Origin of the sequence: Burkholderia sp. A2 (assembly GCF_001729305.1) — a bacterium.
GTDB lineage: Bacteria > Pseudomonadota > Gammaproteobacteria > Burkholderiales > Burkholderiaceae > Burkholderia > Burkholderia sola.
Genome location: NZ_LZXX01000091.1, coordinates 167,167 through 182,551 on the forward strand (window position 1 = coordinate 167,167; position 15,385 = coordinate 182,551).

Here is a 15,385-nt window from a genome sequence, read left to right on the forward strand (position 1 = left end):
CCTGTTCCCGCCCGACTTATCCCCGGCCTTGAACCGTAGACGCGAAACTGCGCCCGGCTCGCAAACAAAAACGGCGTGTTTCACGTGAAACACGCCGCCCGTTTTGCGTCCACCGCACCAGCAATTAAGCCGTCTTCTTCGCTAACCCAAGATACGTCTCGATCACACGCGGATTCTGCGCAAGCTCGGCCGCCGGCCCTTCCAGTGCAAACTCGCCCGTTTCCAGCACATAGCCGTAGTCGGAGATTTGCAGCGCCGCCCGTGCATTCTGCTCGATCAGCAGCGTCGCCACGCCGGTGCCGCGCAACGCGCTGATGATATGAAAGATCTCCTTCACGATCAGCGGCGCCAGCCCGAGGCTCGGCTCGTCGAGCATCAGCAGGTCGGGCTTGCCCATCAGCGCACGGCCGACCGCCAGCATTTGCCGTTCCCCACCGGACAGCGTGCCAGCCGCCTGCCTGCGGCGCTCTTTGAGCCGCGGAAACAGCGCGAACACGTGATCGATCTGATCGAGGAAGTTCGATTCCCCCGCCTGCTTGCGTCGGTACGCGCCGAGCACGAGGTTGTCTTCGACCGTCATCGTGCTGAACAGCTCGCGCTTTTCCGGTACGAGGCACATCCCGCGCGCGACGCGCTGCTCGACCGGCAACGCGCTGACGTCGTTGCCGCGATACACGACCGCGCCCGACGCGTGCCCCGTGACCGGCAGCGCCCCCATGATCGCGTTCAACAGCGTCGATTTACCGGCGCCGTTCGGGCCAATCACGCTGACGATCTGCCCCGCCCCGACCTTGATTGCCGCACCGTGCAGCGCTTCCACCTTCCCGTACCGCACCGCCAGCCCGCGCACTTCGAGAATCGGCATCGTCGTGTCCGTCATCACTCCACCCCGCCCAGATACGCTTCAAGCACGGCCGGGTCCTGCTGCACATCCTGTGGCAGCCCTTCCGCGATCCGCGTGCCGAACTCCATCACCACCAGTCGATCGGTGAGGTTCATCACGAAATCCATGTCATGTTCCACGAGCAACACGCTCATCCCTTCGGCCTTCAGCCGCCGCAGCAGGTCGGCGAGTTGCTGCTTCTCCTGGTAACGCAGCCCTGCGGCCGGCTCGTCGAGCAGCAGCAGCGTCGGATCGCAGCACAGCGCCCGCGCGATTTCGAGAATCCGCTGCTGACCAAGCGCGAGACTCCCCGCTTCGTCGTACATGTGCGTCTCGAGTCCGACACGGCGGATCTGGCGTGCGGCTTCGGCCAGCAGCTGCGCTTCCTCGTGCGCATTGAGCCGCGCAATGCTGCGCCACACGCCGGTATGACCGCGCAGATGCGCGCCGATCGCGACGTTCTCGAGCACCGTCATCGTCGGCAGCAGCTTCACGTGCTGGAACGTGCGGCCGATGCCGCGGCGGACGATCTGACGCGACGTCAGCCCGTCGATGCGCTCGCCGCGGAACGTGATTGCGCCACCGGTCGGCTTCAGCACGCCGGTCACGAGGTTGAACGTAGTCGACTTGCCCGCCCCGTTCGGGCCGATCAACCCGATGATCTGCCCGGCTTTCACGTCGAAGCTGACATCGTTCACGGCCACGAGGCCGCCGAATTGCTTGCGTGCGTTGTCGACGACGAGCAGCGGCTCGCCGGCCACCGGCTTCGCGCGCTGCGGCAGCGGGTCGGCCTGCTCCGGCACATGCGCGCGCGGCCCGCGCGGGAACAGCCTCGCGACGAACGGCCATACGCCCTGGCGCGCGTACTGCAGCAGCAGCACCATCAGCACGCCGAACACGATGATCTCGAAGTTGCCTTCCGAGCCGAGCAGCTTCGGCAGCAGCGTCTGCAGGTAATCCTGCAGCACGGTCAGGATCGCCGCGCCGAGCACCGCGCCCCATACGTGCGACACGCCGCCCACCACGGCCATGAACAGGAATTCGATCCCGTGGTTCAGGCCGAACGGCGTCGGGTTCACCGCGCGCTGCAGGTGCGCGTACAGGAAGCCCGATACCGCCGCGAGCACGGCCGCGTAGACGAAGATCACCACGCGCATCCACGCGGTGTTCACGCCCATCGCCTCGGCCATCACGCCGCCGCCGCGCAGCGCGCGGATCGCGCGGCCGGGCCTGCTGTTGAGCAGGTTCTGCACCGACACGATCGCGGCCAGCACCACGGCCCAGATCAGGAAATACAGGCTGCGGCCGCTTTCGAGCACGATGCCGAAGAGGTTCAGCGCCGGAATGCCGTTGATCCCGTCGTACTTGCCGAGCAGTTCGAGGTTGCCGAACAGGTAGAACAGCGCAAGGCCCCACGCGATCGTGCCAAGCGGCAGGAAGTGCCCGGACAGCCGCATCGTCACCGCGCCGAGCACGAGCGCGACGAGCGCCGTCAGCACGACGCCGACGATCAGCGCGAGCCACGGCGATACGCCGTAGCGCGTCGTCAGGAACGCGGTCGCATACGCGCCGATGCCGACGAACGCGGCCTGCCCGAAGCTGGTCATCCCGCCGACGCCCGTCAGCAGCACGAGCCCGATCGCGACGATCGCGTACAAGCCGATGTAGTTCAGCAGCGTGATCCAGTATTCGGGCACCTGCAGCGCGCCGGGCAGCACCGGCAATGCGAACAGCACCACGAGAAACAGCCAGAAGGTCTTGTTGCGTACCATCGTCTTCATCGCGTCACTCCTCTTCCTCTTCCGCATGCGGCGTCACGAAGCTCCGCCACAGCAGCACCGGAATGATCAGCGTGAACACGATCACCTCCTTGTAGGCGCTCGCCCAGAACGACGAATACGATTCGAGCACGCCGACGAGCAACGAGCCGGCGGCCGCGAGCGGATAGCTGACGAGCCCGCCGATGATCGCGCCGACGAAGCCCTTCAGGCCGATCAGGAAGCCCGAGTCGTAGTAGATCGTCGTCAGCGGGCCGACGAGGATCCCGGACAGCACGCCGAGCCCCGCCGCGAACGTGAACGCGAGCCGCCCGGCTTCGGTCGTGCCGATGCCGACGAGCCGTGCACCGAGCCGGTTCACCGACGTCGCGCGCAGCGCCTTGCCGGCGATCGTGCGGCCGAAGTACACGTAGAGCGCGCCGATCAGCACGAGTGCCGTGACGACGACCAGGATGCTCTGCACCGACACCGTCATGCTGCCGATCGCGAGCGACGCGTCCGAGAACCCGTTGGTGCGCGAGCCTTCCGCGCCGAACATCACGAGGCCGAGGCCGACCATCGCGAAATGGACGGCGACCGACACGATCAGCAGCAGCAGCGTCGTGCCTTCGGCGATCGGCTGGTACACGAGCCGGTAGACGAACGGCCCCATCGGCACGACGATCGCGAGCGTCAGCGCGATCTGCGCGAGCATCGGCATCGGCTGCGCGGCAAAACTGCGCGTGATCGCGAACACCGCGAGCGGCAGCAGGATATAGCGGCTGCCGAGCGTCGCGAGCGTGCGGCCGAGCTGATGGCGGCGTTCGCGATGCCGGATCAGGCCGCCGGCTTCGAGCAGGAAGCATGCGATGCCCATCACGAACAGCAGCCAGCAGGTGGCGGGAAATTTCTGCGCCTGCAACGCGGCCAGCGTGAGCGCACCGTAGGCGACGAATTCGCCCTGGGGAATGAAGATCACCCGCGTGACGGAAAACACCAGCACGAGCGCCAGCGACAACAATGCATAAATGGCGCCGGTCGTGATGCCGTCTTGCGCGAGGATCGCCGCAATCGAGAGATCCATACGTTTCGTGTATCGAGAGAATGCTGCGGAGAAACGAAAGGCGGAAACGGCCGTGGCGCGCGGCGGGCCCCGGCCGTTCCAGGCGGCACGGATGCGGCCGTGACGCGCGCCGCCCTGCCGACGGCATGCGCGGCGCCGTTCGCGCCCCGCGTGCCGGTTTCACGTGATGCTTACTCGCCCTGCAACTTCCACTTGCCGTCGACGATCTGCACCATCACGCGTGCACGCGTATCGAAGCCATTGTGATCGGTCGCCGTCATGTTGATCACGCCGTGCGAGACGGGCAGGTCCTTCACGCTTTCGATCGACGCGCGCAGCGCTTCGCGGAACGCCTCGGTGCCCGGCTGGCCCTTCTTCAGCGCGTCCGGGATCGCCCGCTGCAGCAGCAGACCCGCATCCCACGCATGGCCGCCGAAGGTCGACAGCGAACCCGCGCCGTAAGCCTTCTCGTACGCGGCCTTGTAGCCGAGCGCCGGCTTCTTCACCGGATTCGAATCGGGCAGCTGGTCGGTCACGAGCACGGGGCCGGCCGGCAGGATCTCGCCTTCGCAATCCTTGCCGCACACGCGCAGGAAATCGTTGTTGGCGACGCCGTGCGTCTGGTAGACCTTGCCCTTGTAGCCGCGCTCCTTCAGCGTCTTGGCCGGCAGCGCCGCCGGCGTGCCGGAGCCGGCGATCAGCACCGCATCCGGGTTCGAGCCCAGCAGCTTCAGCACCTGTCCCATCACCGACGCGTCGGTCCGGTTGTAACGTTCGTTCGACACGAGCTTCAGCCCGTTCTTCGCGGCCGCCGCGTCGAACGTCTTGTACCAGCTGTCGCCGTACGCATCGGCGAAGCCGATGAAGCCGACCGTCTTCACGCCGTGCTTCGCCATGTAGCCGGCGATCGCATCGGCCATCAACTGGTCGTTCTGCGGCACCTTGAACATCCATGCGCGCTTCGCGTCCATCGGCGCGATGATCTGCGCGCTCGCCGCGAGCGAGATCGTCGGCGTCTTGCCCTGCGACACCGGATCGAGCATCGCGAGCGAGTTCGGCGTGACGGACGAGCCGATGATCGCGTCGACGTGGTCCTCGTCGATGAGCTTGCGCACGTTCTGCACCGCACGGCTCGTGTCGGACGCGTCGTCCAGCACGATGTATTGCACGCTCTTGCCCGCGATCTCCTTTGGCAGCAGCGCGATCGTGTTCTTTTCCGGAATCCCGAGCGACGCGGCCGGCCCGGTGGCCGACAGCGTCACGCCGATCTTCACCTGCGCCGACGCCGTGGCCGCCGCACACACGAGGCCCGCGGCAAGCAGGGCCTCCATCCATCGATTCATCTTCATTTACGTTGTCTCCAAACGCTGCTCGAAAAAGCCACGGGTCGCTCGGGCGGCTCCCGGTTCCCAAAACAAGTTAATAATTTAACTATCTCGCCTGACCGCGCCTACGCTCGTTTTCCCGCGACACGCCACCATGCGCGGCGCGCCGATTGAAACGGCCGTTCGACCGTCACGATGCGCAGCAGCGGTGTCGTCAGGATGAAGAAAGCGAAGAAATGAGGAAGCGCGCGGAAGCTCGTTGCGCGCGCATCGATGGTCGGCACGCGCGGCAAGCGATGACATATCGGAAAGCCGGCCGCTCATGCGATTGCGCATACGGATGCAGAGACGGACACGAGCGCAACGGCCCGCGATGGCGCCGGGACGCGCATACAGGCCGCGGAACGGCTCGGAAATGCCCCGATGACCCGTCGGGCAACCCATGACCAACGAACGGCGCCCGCCGCGTCTCCTGCCCCGGTCCACCGTGCTGCGCTGCTCATCCAACCGTACTCCCTCTTCTGCATTTTGCTTGTAGGAGAACTGCCGACCGATTTTCCCGACCGCACGGTCGGCGAAAGCCGAGTGTAACGGACGCCTTTCGCGCACGCCAACCGGGTAAGCCCGGAGCGCCTGTGCAGGATTGCGCATCATCTGCGAACGGATCGCGGGAAACGGAACAACAGGAACGCGGCGAAGCGCGGAAAGACGCGGTGCGAATGCAAACGCGGAAGGCAGCCCCATCGGCCGGCATGCGGGCCGATGCACCATCGAGGGAATTCGTGCACGCAAATGAAAAAGCGCTGTTGGATTCCGTCCAACAGCGCTTTGGGGTCCGGGCACTTTGTGCCTCGATTGTCTCCTCGTTCTCCACCTGCAAATTCATTTCGCGGTGCATCAGAACTAGGGTGAATCTTAAAGAGGCTTAAGCACCACGACAACTTAGCATTTACCCCTATGGTGCATTGCCGCACGAAAATGGGGCACCAGCCTGCCGCGCGGCGATGGCCCGAGCCCGCGGCGACGCCCTTCCGACGTGCGCCGGATGGTGCTTCGCATCAACGCGGGCGACGCGCACGGCATGCTCACGACGACGCCCTGAGCGGCTTGATCCTCGCGACCATCTCGCCGACGATGCCGCGCCGGAACGCCAGCACGCATGCGATGAAGATCAGGCCGGTGACGATCGTCGTCGATTCGCCCAGCGAATGAAACCACGCGACGCCGGTCGTCGACGCGAGCCATTCGCCGATGTCGCCGAGCCGGTCTTCCAGCGCGACGATCAGCGCGGCGCCGAGCAGCGGCCCGAACAGCGTGCCCATCCCGCCGACGAGCGTCATCAGCACGACGAGGCCCGACATCGTCCAGTACGCATCCGACAGCGTCTCGAAGCCGAGCACCAGTACCTTCAACGAGCCGGCCAGCCCCGCGAGCGCGGCCGACAGGACGAACGCGAGCAGCTTGAAGCGGTCGGTGTCGTAGCCGAGCGAGATCGCGCGCGCTTCGTTCTCCTTGATGGCGACGAGCACCTGGCCGAACGGCGAATGGACGACCCGCACGATGAACGCGCACGCGGCCACGACCGCCGCCAGCACGACGTAGTACAGCGTGACGTCGTTCGACAGGTCGAGCAGCCCGAACAGGCGGCCGCGCGGCACGCCCTGCAGGCCGTCCTCGCCGTGCGTGAACGGCGCCTGCAGATAGATGAAGTAGACCATCTGCGCGAACGCGAGCGTGATCATCGCGAAGTAGATGCCCTGCCGGCGGATCGCGAACAGCCCGACGACGAGCCCGAGCAGCGTCGCGGCGACGGTGCCGGCCAGCACGCCGAGTTCCGGCGTGAAACCGAGCGTCTGCATCGAATAGCCGGTCGCATAGCCGGCCGTCGCGAGGAACATCGCATGGCCGAACGACAGCAGCCCCGTATAGCCGATCAGCAGGTTGAACGCGGCCGCGAACAGCGCGAACGCGAGCACCTTCATCACGAACACCGGATACGCGCCGATGAACGGCGCGGCGAGCAGTGCGGCGAGCAGTACGCCGTAGAGCACTTTTCTCTGCATCATTTTTCCCTGCCGAAGAGGCCCGCCGGGCGGAACAGCAGCACGATCGCCATGATCACGAACACGACGGTGGCCGACGCTTCGGGATAGAACACGCGCGTGAAGCCCTCGATCACGCCGAGCAGCAGGCCCGTGACGATCGATCCGAGGATCGAGCCCATTCCGCCGATCACCACCACCGCGAACACGGTGATGATCATCGGCTGGCCCATCAGCGGCGACACCTGGATCACCGGCGCCGCCAGCACGCCCGCGAACGCGGCGAGCGCGACGCCGAAGCCGTAGGTGAGCGTGATCATCATCGGCACGTTCACGCCGAACGCCTCGACGAGCTTCGGGTTCTCGGTACCCGCGCGCAGGTACGCGCCGAGGCGCGTCTTCTCGATCACGAACCACGTCGCGAGGCACACCGCGAGCGACGCGATGACGACCCACGCGCGATAGTTCGGCAGGAACATGAAGCCGAGGTTGGTCGCGCCGGACAGCTGCGACGGCACGTCGTACGGCTGGCCGGATGCGCCGTAGATCGAGCGGAACACGCCTTCGACGACGAGCGTCAGGCCGAACGTGAGCAGCAGCCCGTACAGGTGATCGAGCTTGTACAGCCAGCGCAGCATCGAGCGCTCGATCGCGATCCCGAACGCGCCGACGATCAACGGCGCGAGCACGAGCATCGCCCAGTACGGCAGCGCGAAATACGACAGCCCCATCCACGCGAGCATCGCGCCCAGCATGAACAGCGCGCCGTGCGCGAAGTTGATCACGTTGAGCAGCCCGAAGATCACCGCGAGCCCGAGGCTCAGGATCGCGTAGAACGAGCCGTTGACGAGCCCGAGCAGCAACTGGCTCAGCATCGCCGGCAACGGAATGCCAAAGATTTCCATCGACTTAGCCGTCAGAATGAGTTTCGTTGCGTACGCAACTTTGAGCCACCCGCAAGCGGACGGCGCAGCGGGCACATCGCTGCCACCGCCACCGTGCGGCGCGCCGGAGCGCGCCGCTATCCGATGCTTACTTCCACAACGCGCAGCGCGTTTCCTGCTTGGTGCCGAACGCCTGCTCGCCCGGAATCGTCGCGAGCACCTTGTAGTAGTCCCACGGCTCCTTCGATTCCGACGGCTTCTTCACTTCCATCAGGTACATGTCGTGGATCATGCTGCCGTCCTGGCGGATATAGCCCTTTGCATAGAAGTCGCTGATCTTGATCTTCTTCAGCTCGGCCATCACCTTGTCGGAGTCGGTCGTCCCGGCGGCCTGCACGGCCTTCAGGTAGGTCGTCACCGACGAGTAGTCGGCCGCCTGCAGGCTCGACGGCATCTTCTTCATCTTGCCGAAGTAGCGCTGCGCCCACTGGCGCGATGCCGCATCGCGGTTCCAGTACCAGCTGTCGGTCAGCACGAGGCCCTGCGTCGTCTCGAGGCCGAGGCTGTGCACGTCATTGATGAACATCAGCAGCCCGGCGAGCTTCATCGTCTTCGTGATGCCGAATTCCTTCGCGGCCTTGATCGAGTTGATCGTGTCGCCGCCCGCGTTCGCGAGGCCGAGAATCTGCGCCTTCGACGATTGCGCCTGCAGCAGGAACGACGAGAAATCCGACGCGGACAGCGGATGCCGCACCGCCCCCAGCACCTGTCCGCCGCTCGCCTTCACGACATCCGACGTGTTCTTCTCGAGCGCCTTGCCGAACGCGTAGTCCGCGGTCAGGAAGAACCACGTCTTGCCGCCCTGCTTCACCACCGCCGAGCCGGTGCCTTTCGCGAGCGCCATCGTGTCGTACGCATAGTGCACCGTGTACGGCGTGCACTCCTCGTTCGTCAGCGTGTCCGCGCCCGCGCCGATGTTGATGTAGACCTTCTTCTTCTCCGCGGCGAGCTTGGCCATCGCCAGCGCCGTCCCCGAATTCGTGCCGCCGACGAGCAGGTCGAGCCCGCCGCGGTCGATCCATTCGCGCGCCTTCGACGCGGCAATGTCCGCCTTGTTCTGGTGATCCGCGTACACGACCTCGATCGGCTTGCCGAGCACCTTGCCGCCGAAGTCGGCGACCGCCATGCGGATCGCCTCGAGACCGCCCTGGCCGTCGATGTCCGCATAAAGCCCCGACATGTCGGTAACGAAACCGATCTTCACGGTATCCGCGGCGTGCGCGGCGCCGGCGGCGAACGCGGCGGTCGCGAGCGCGACACAGGCCTGTGCGAGGGTCTTCATTTTCATTGACGTCTCCTGTTGTTCTGATGCGTTGTGGTTGTTCGAGGGCCGCCACGGCTAGCGGCAAGGGAAACGACGCGGCGTCACACTCCGAGCAGGTCGTGCAGGGTCGGCATCTTGCCTTCCAGTTCGGATGCGCGGAAATGCTCGACGATGCTGCCGTGCTCCATCACGTAGAAGCGGTCGGCGAGCGGCGCGGCGAAGCGGAAATTCTGTTCGACCATCACGATCGTGTAGCCGCGCGCCTTCAGCGCGACGATCATCCGTGCGAGCGCCTGTACGATCACCGGCGCGAGGCCTTCGGAGATCTCGTCGAGCAGCAGCAGGTTCGCGCCGGTGCGCAAAATTCGCGCGACCGCGAGCATCTGCTGCTCGCCGCCGGACAGCCGCGTGCCCTGGCTCTGCCGGCGCGACGCGAGGTTCGGGAACATCGCGTAGATCTCGTCGAGCGACATCGAATGCTCGCGCGGCCCGATCAGCGGCGGCAGCATCAGGTTCTCCTCGCACGACAGGCTCGAGAAGATCCCGCGCTCCTCCGGGCAATAGCCGATGCCGTAATGCGCGATGCGATGCGTCGCGAGGCCGATCGTCTCGTGCCCGGCGACCTTGATCGACCCGCTGCGGCGGCCCGTGAGGCCCATGATCGCGCGCAGCGTCGTCGTGCGGCCCGCGCCGTTGCGGCCGAGCAGCGTGACGACCTCGCCGCGATGCACGGTCAGGTCGACGCCGTGCAATATGTGGGATTCCCCGTACCAGGCCTCCAGGCCCGTGATTTCCAGCGCAGGCGTACCGCTCTCGACGCCGCTCAATTCGCGTTCCTCCCGTTCGCTGTGCTTCATGCGTGCGCCCCCGCGAGCGCCGCGTCGGCGCTGCCCATGTAGGCTTCGATGACGAGCGGATTCTTCGACACTTCCGCATACGAGCCTTCGGCCAGCACCTCGCCGCGTTGCAGGACGGTGATCGTGTCGGAGATCCCCGCGATCACGTTCATGTTGTGTTCCACCATCAGGATCGTGCGGCCGCTCGCGACCTTCTTGATCAGCGCGGTCACGCGGTCGACGTCCTCGTGGCCCATCCCCTGCGTGGGCTCGTCGAGCAGCATCAGTTCGGGCTCCATCGCCAGCGTCGTCGCGATCTCGAGCGCGCGCTTGCGGCCGTAGGCCAGCTCGACGGTCGGCACGTGCGCGAAATCGGTGAGGCCGACCTGCGTGAGCAGGTCCATCGCGCGATCGTCGAGCCGCTTCAGCGTGCGTTCGCTGCGCCAGAAATGGAATTCGGTGCCGAGCGCGCGTTGCAGGCCGATGCGCACGTTCTGCAGCGCGGTCAGGTGCGGAAACACGGCCGAGATCTGGAACGAGCGGATGATGCCGCGCCGCGCGACCTGCGCGGGCCGCTCGTCGGTAATGTCGATGCCGTTGAAGACGATCTGGCCGGCCGTCGGCGTCAGAAATTTGGTGAGGAGGTTGAAACAGGTGGTCTTGCCCGCGCCGTTCGGCCCGATCAATGCGTGGATCGCGCCGCGACGCACACGCAGGTTGACGCCGTTCACGGCGGTAAAGCCCCTGAATTCCTTCGTCAGTCCGCGTGTTTCCAGAATCGTGTCGCCGAGAATCATGTTCCCTTCCGTACGAAGTCAGGCGAAGCACCGGGAAGCCTGGCGCAAGCGGCCGCGAACAGGTCAGCGGATCAGCGGGCTGCCCCGGGCGCCGTGGTACGCCTCGAGGGTGGTCTCCCGCGCCGACGCGTATGCACATTGCGCAACATTGTCGCGCCGTTGGTGCAGTGCAATCATCGGGATTTGCACTTATAGGGGTCGCCGCCCTATCGGACCCGACGGCGCGCGGTCATTCACCGTGCTTTTTTGATACGTGCATCATCACGCGTTGACTGCTGCATGGCCTGGCACGCGCGCGATGAAAAAAGCCGCGCGACGGCGCGGCTTGCACGGATCTTGCCGTTCGAGCGGACGCGCCGGCAGCTTGTTTCGCATAGCGAATCAGCGGGCATTCGCGTCGCGGCCCGCTGGCGCGCGGGTCAGCGAGCCGTCATGCAGCCGTCGCCGCGGCCTCGGTTCGCACCGACGTCGTTTCGCGCGCCGCACGGCGGTCGGCACGAATCATGTCGCTCGCGCGCTCGGCGATCATCAGCGTCGGCGAATTGGTGTTGCCCGACGTGATGAACGGCATCACCGACGCATCGACGATCCGCAACCCCGCGATGCCGCGCACGCGCAGCCGGCTGTCGACCACCGCGCGTTCATCCTCCGCCTGCCCCATACGGCACGTGCCGACCGGATGGAAGATCGTCGTGCCGACGACGCCGGCCGCGTCGATCAGCTCGGCCTCGGTCCGGTACTGCAGGCCCGGCAGGATTTCCTCGGGGCGATAGCGCGCGAGCGCCGGCGCGGATGCGATCCGGCGCGTGAGGCGCAGCGCGTTCGCGGCGACGTGACGATCGTGATCGGTCGACAGATAGTTCGGCGCGATCGTCGGTGCGCTGCCCGGATCGGCGCTCGTGACGTGCACGCTGCCGCGCGAGGTCGGCCGCAAATGGCAGACCGACGCCGTAAACGCGTTGAAGCCGTGCAGCGGCTCGCCAAAGCGTTCGAGCGACAGCGGCTGCACGTGGTACTGGAGATCGGGGCGCGTGAGCGCGGGATCGTCCGGATCCGATTTCGCGAACGCGCCGAGCTGCGACGGCGCCATCGACATCGGACCGCGCTGCAGCAGCGCATATTCGGCGCCGATCATCAGCTTGCCCCACCAGTGCGCGGACAGGGTGTTGAGCGTGCGCACGCCGTCGACGCGAAACGCCATCCGCAATTGCAGGTGATCCTGCAGGTTCTCGCCGACGCCCGGCAGATCCTGCACGACGTCGATGCCGAGCGCCTGCAGCCGCCGGCCGTCGCCGACACCCGACAGTTCGAGCAGTTGCGGCGAGTTCACCGCGCCCGACGTCAGCAGCACTTCCGAACGTGCCCGCGCGACGTAATCGGCGCCGCCGCCGCGGTACTCGACGCCGACCGCGCGCCGCCCGTCGAAGATCACGCGCTGCGCATGCGCGCCGGTGATCACGGTCAGGTTCGGGCGCGCCATCGCGGGCCGCAGGAACGCCTTCGACGTATTCCAGCGCACGCCGCGCTTCTGGTTCACTTCGAAGTAGCCGACCCCGGCATTGTCGCCGCGGTTGAAATCGTCGGTGGCGGGAATGCCCGTCTGCTGCGCGGCCTGCGCGAACGATTCGAGGATCTCCCAGCGCAGCCGCTGCTTCTCGACGCGCCAGTAGCCGCCCGCGCCGTGCGCATCGCTCGCGCCCGCATGGTGATCCTCGCTGCGCTTGAAGATCGGCAGTACGCTGTCCCACGACCAGCCGGCGTCGCCGGTTTCGTGCGCCCAGTTGTCGTAATCCTCGCGCTGGCCGCGCATGTAGATCATCCCGTTGATCGACGAGCAGCCGCCGAGCACGCGGCCGCGCGGATACGACAGTGCGCGGCCGTTGAGCGCCGCCTCCGGCTGCGTCTTGTACAGCCAGTCGGTGCGCGGGTTGCCGATGCAGTACAGATAGCCGACCGGGATATGGATCCAGTGATAGTCGTCCTTGCCGCCCGCTTCGAGCAGCAGCACGCTGATGTCGGGATCCTCCGTCAGGCGGTTCGCAAGCACGCAGCCCGCGGTGCCCGCGCCGACGATCACATAGTCGAATTCGCCCTCGAGCGTGCGTTGAGTACTCACGGCGTGTCTCCTGATTTGTTGTGTACCGCGCATCGATTCCGCGCGTCGCTTTCAGCATAGTGCGTCGCGGACGACGCGATCGAAGCAGCGTACTCCCGCGCCCGGCCGCCGATCCAATGAGTTATGCTGAACTGCGTTATAAGCCACGCTCATATCACGACGATGGATCTCACCCTGCTTCGCGCGTTCGCGACGGTCGCCCGCGAAGGCAACCTGACGCGCGCCGCCGTGCAGCTGCATCTGACGCAGCCGGCCGTCAGCCTGCAGATCAAGCATCTGCAGGAAACGCTCGGCGTCGTGCTGTTCACGCGCACGTCGCGCGGGCTCGCGCTCACGCGCGACGGGCAGACGCTGCTGCCGCACGCGGAGCGCGCGCTCGCCGCAGCGGCAGACGTGCAGCGGGCCGCTGCCGCGCTGCGGCACGAGGTGCGCGGCCGGCTGCGGATCGGCACGATCCTCGATCCGGGCTTCCTGCGGCTCGGCGGCTTCCTGCGCGCGCTGGTCGAGACCCATCCGCAGATCGAAACGGCGCTGCGCCACGGGATGTCGGGCTGGGTGCTCGAACAGGTGCGCGCGCAGGCGCTCGACGTCGGCTACTACATCGGCCGGCCCGACGACGATTCGCCGCGCGACGGCGCGCTGTTCCACACGGTCACGCTCACGCGCTTCGAATACCGCGTGCTCGCGCCGGCCGGCTGGAAGGAGCGCGTACAGCGCGCGCGCGACTGGCGCGCGCTCGCCGCGCTGCCGTGGATCTGGACGCCACCCGCGTCCGCGCACCACCGGCTGCTGTCGCGCCTCTTCGCGACGGCCGGCGCGCAGCCGGTGAAGGTCGCCGAGGTCGACCAGGAGCAATCGATGCTCGATCTCGTCAAATCGGGGATCGGGTTGACGCTCGCGCGGGATTCGACCGCGCTGGCCGAGGCGCACGCGCATGCGCTGACGATCGTCGAACGCGTGACGGTGCCGACCGAGCTGACGTTCGTGACGCTCGCCGAGCGGCGCGACGAGCCGGCGATCGCGGCCGCGCTGCGGTTGATCGACGCGCAGTGGGCGATATGAGCGTGGCTGATGTCGATGCGGCCGGTTACGCAGCGGATTTCGGCACCTGACGCATACGGCGGATCGCCGTCGGGAGCGGAATCGCGTGCCCCGCGTCGTGTCGCCGCGTCCCGTCCGCGCGTCACGCCACCACCGCAGGCTTTTTGCTAGATTGTGCGTTCGCACACCGCGAGACCCCGATTAAAGGAGACCCGCATGGCCCGCAACATCGAGATCAAAGCCCGCGCCCGCGAATTCGACCGCCTGCGCGAACGGGCGGCCCAGCTCGCGACCGAAGCCCCGCTCTTCTACCGCCAGCAGGATTTCTTCTATGACGTGCCGCGCGGCCGGCTCAAGCTGCGCCGCTTCGAGGACGGCACGCCGGCCGAGCTGATCTTCTACCAGCGCGACGATCGCGACGGCCCGAAGGCGTCGTACTACACGCGCAGCCCGGTGACGAACCCCGACGCGATGCATTCGCTGCTCGCGACCGCGCTGACCACCCGCGGGATCGTGACGAAGGAGCGGCACGTATACCTCGCCGGCCGCACGCGCATCCACCTCGACCGCGTTGACGGCCTCGGCGATTTCATCGAACTCGAAGTCGTGCTCGGCCCCGACGACGATGAAGCGGGCGGCGAAGCCGAAGCGCACGAGGTGTTCGCGAAACTCGGCGTCGCGCAGGACGATCTCGTCGCGGTCGCGTACGTCGATCTGTTGAACGCCGACGCCCAGCCCGAAACGGCCTGATCCGGCCCCGTCGAAGGTGGTACCGCGCGTGCCGCCTTCAGCGCCGATGCCGTGGCCGCCTCCCCGTCACGCGGCGCCCGGCGCCAGATGCGCGAGCGGCAACGCACCGTTGCGCTTGAAGGTCGTCAGTACGATGTTCGAGCGCACGCTGTCGACGCCCGGCACGCGCATCAGCTTCTTCATCACGAACTGCGACAGCGCGTTCAGATCCGGCGCGACGATCCGCAGCAGGTAGTCGGCATCGCCCACCACCGCATGGCATTCGAGCACTTCGGGCAGCACGTCGATCTGCTGCTGGAACTGCTCGATGATCGAATCGCCGTGATGCTTGAGCTTCAGGCTCGTGAACGCGGTCACGCCGAGCCCGAGTTTTTCGGGCCGCAGCATCACGCGGTAGCCTTCGATCACGCCGGCCGCTTCCAGCCGCTGCAGCCGCCGACCGATCTGCGACGGCGACAGCGGCACCTCCTCGCCCAACTGCTGATGCGTCGCGCGACCGAAGCGCTGCAGCACGTCCAGCAGCGCGAGATCGAAGTGATCGAGTTCCAGCATGAGCATTCTCCGCAT

Annotated in this window: 13 protein-coding genes; 2 read left to right on the forward strand and 11 right to left on the reverse strand. The window is 66.5% G+C overall.

Features of this window, described 5'->3' with window-relative positions:
- Positions 1 to 124: 124 nt before the first annotated feature.
- The 10 genes from A9Z05_RS15080 to A9Z05_RS15125 all read right to left on the reverse strand — a co-directional run bounded on the left by A9Z05_RS15080 (position 125) and on the right by A9Z05_RS15125 (position 13,027).
- A complete protein-coding gene (locus A9Z05_RS15080) occupies positions 125 to 880 on the reverse strand; it encodes an ABC transporter ATP-binding protein (RefSeq protein ID WP_069618785.1) in 756 nt (251 codons plus the stop codon).
- Positions 880 to 2,664 carry an ATP-binding cassette domain-containing protein gene (locus A9Z05_RS15085; protein WP_084044263.1) on the reverse strand — a complete coding sequence of 595 codons (1,785 nt, stop codon included), beginning with the start codon at positions 2,662 to 2,664 and terminating at the stop codon, positions 880 to 882. Before A9Z05_RS15085 ends, A9Z05_RS15080 begins: the two co-directional genes overlap by 1 nt.
- A gap of 4 nt (positions 2,665 to 2,668) precedes the next feature.
- Positions 2,669 to 3,724 carry a branched-chain amino acid ABC transporter permease gene (locus tag A9Z05_RS15090; protein WP_069618786.1) on the reverse strand — a complete coding sequence of 352 codons (1,056 nt, stop codon included), beginning with the start codon at positions 3,722 to 3,724 and terminating at the stop codon, positions 2,669 to 2,671.
- Between the two features lie 170 nt (positions 3,725 to 3,894).
- Positions 3,895 to 5,052, reverse strand: coding sequence for an ABC transporter substrate-binding protein (locus tag A9Z05_RS15095; protein WP_069618787.1), 1,158 nt, complete (start codon positions 5,050 to 5,052; stop codon positions 3,895 to 3,897).
- Between the two features lie 1,061 nt (positions 5,053 to 6,113).
- Complete coding sequence (locus A9Z05_RS15100) at positions 6,114 to 7,091, reverse strand: branched-chain amino acid ABC transporter permease (protein ID WP_069618788.1); 978 nt, start codon at positions 7,089 to 7,091, stop codon at positions 6,114 to 6,116.
- Entirely contained in the window at positions 7,091 to 7,975 is an 885-nt protein-coding gene (locus tag A9Z05_RS15105) for a branched-chain amino acid ABC transporter permease (protein ID WP_069618789.1), read from the reverse strand. The genes A9Z05_RS15100 and A9Z05_RS15105 overlap by 1 nt, the downstream gene beginning before the upstream one ends.
- A gap of 127 nt (positions 7,976 to 8,102) precedes the next feature.
- On the reverse strand, positions 8,103 to 9,302 hold the full coding sequence (locus A9Z05_RS15110) for an ABC transporter substrate-binding protein (RefSeq protein ID WP_069618790.1): 1,200 nt from the start codon (positions 9,300 to 9,302) through the stop codon (positions 8,103 to 8,105).
- Between the two features lie 77 nt (positions 9,303 to 9,379).
- Entirely contained in the window at positions 9,380 to 10,135 is a 756-nt protein-coding gene (locus A9Z05_RS15115) for an ABC transporter ATP-binding protein (protein WP_050015804.1), read from the reverse strand.
- Positions 10,132 to 10,911, reverse strand: a complete 780-nt coding sequence (locus A9Z05_RS15120; protein ID WP_006477266.1) for an ABC transporter ATP-binding protein — start codon at positions 10,909 to 10,911, stop codon at positions 10,132 to 10,134. Before A9Z05_RS15120 ends, A9Z05_RS15115 begins: the two co-directional genes overlap by 4 nt.
- A gap of 430 nt (positions 10,912 to 11,341) precedes the next feature.
- Positions 11,342 to 13,027 carry a GMC family oxidoreductase gene (locus tag A9Z05_RS15125; RefSeq protein WP_069618791.1) on the reverse strand — a complete coding sequence of 562 codons (1,686 nt, stop codon included), beginning with the start codon at positions 13,025 to 13,027 and terminating at the stop codon, positions 11,342 to 11,344.
- A 162-nt stretch (positions 13,028 to 13,189) separates the two neighbouring features.
- Here A9Z05_RS15125 and A9Z05_RS15130 point away from each other — a divergent pair, with 162 nt between their 5' ends.
- Both A9Z05_RS15130 and A9Z05_RS15135 read left to right on the forward strand, forming a co-directional pair.
- Entirely contained in the window at positions 13,190 to 14,089 is a 900-nt protein-coding gene (locus tag A9Z05_RS15130; RefSeq protein ID WP_069618792.1) for a LysR family transcriptional regulator, read from the forward strand.
- Positions 14,090 to 14,284: 195 nt separating this feature from the next.
- Positions 14,285 to 14,818, forward strand: coding sequence for a class IV adenylate cyclase (locus A9Z05_RS15135; protein ID WP_069618793.1), 534 nt, complete (start codon positions 14,285 to 14,287; stop codon positions 14,816 to 14,818).
- 66 nt (positions 14,819 to 14,884) lie between these two features.
- On the opposite strand, the gene A9Z05_RS15140 is transcribed toward A9Z05_RS15135, so the two are convergent.
- On the reverse strand, positions 14,885 to 15,370 hold the full coding sequence (locus A9Z05_RS15140) for an Lrp/AsnC family transcriptional regulator (RefSeq protein ID WP_006408082.1): 486 nt from the start codon (positions 15,368 to 15,370) through the stop codon (positions 14,885 to 14,887).
- Positions 15,371 to 15,385 lie beyond the last annotated feature (15 nt).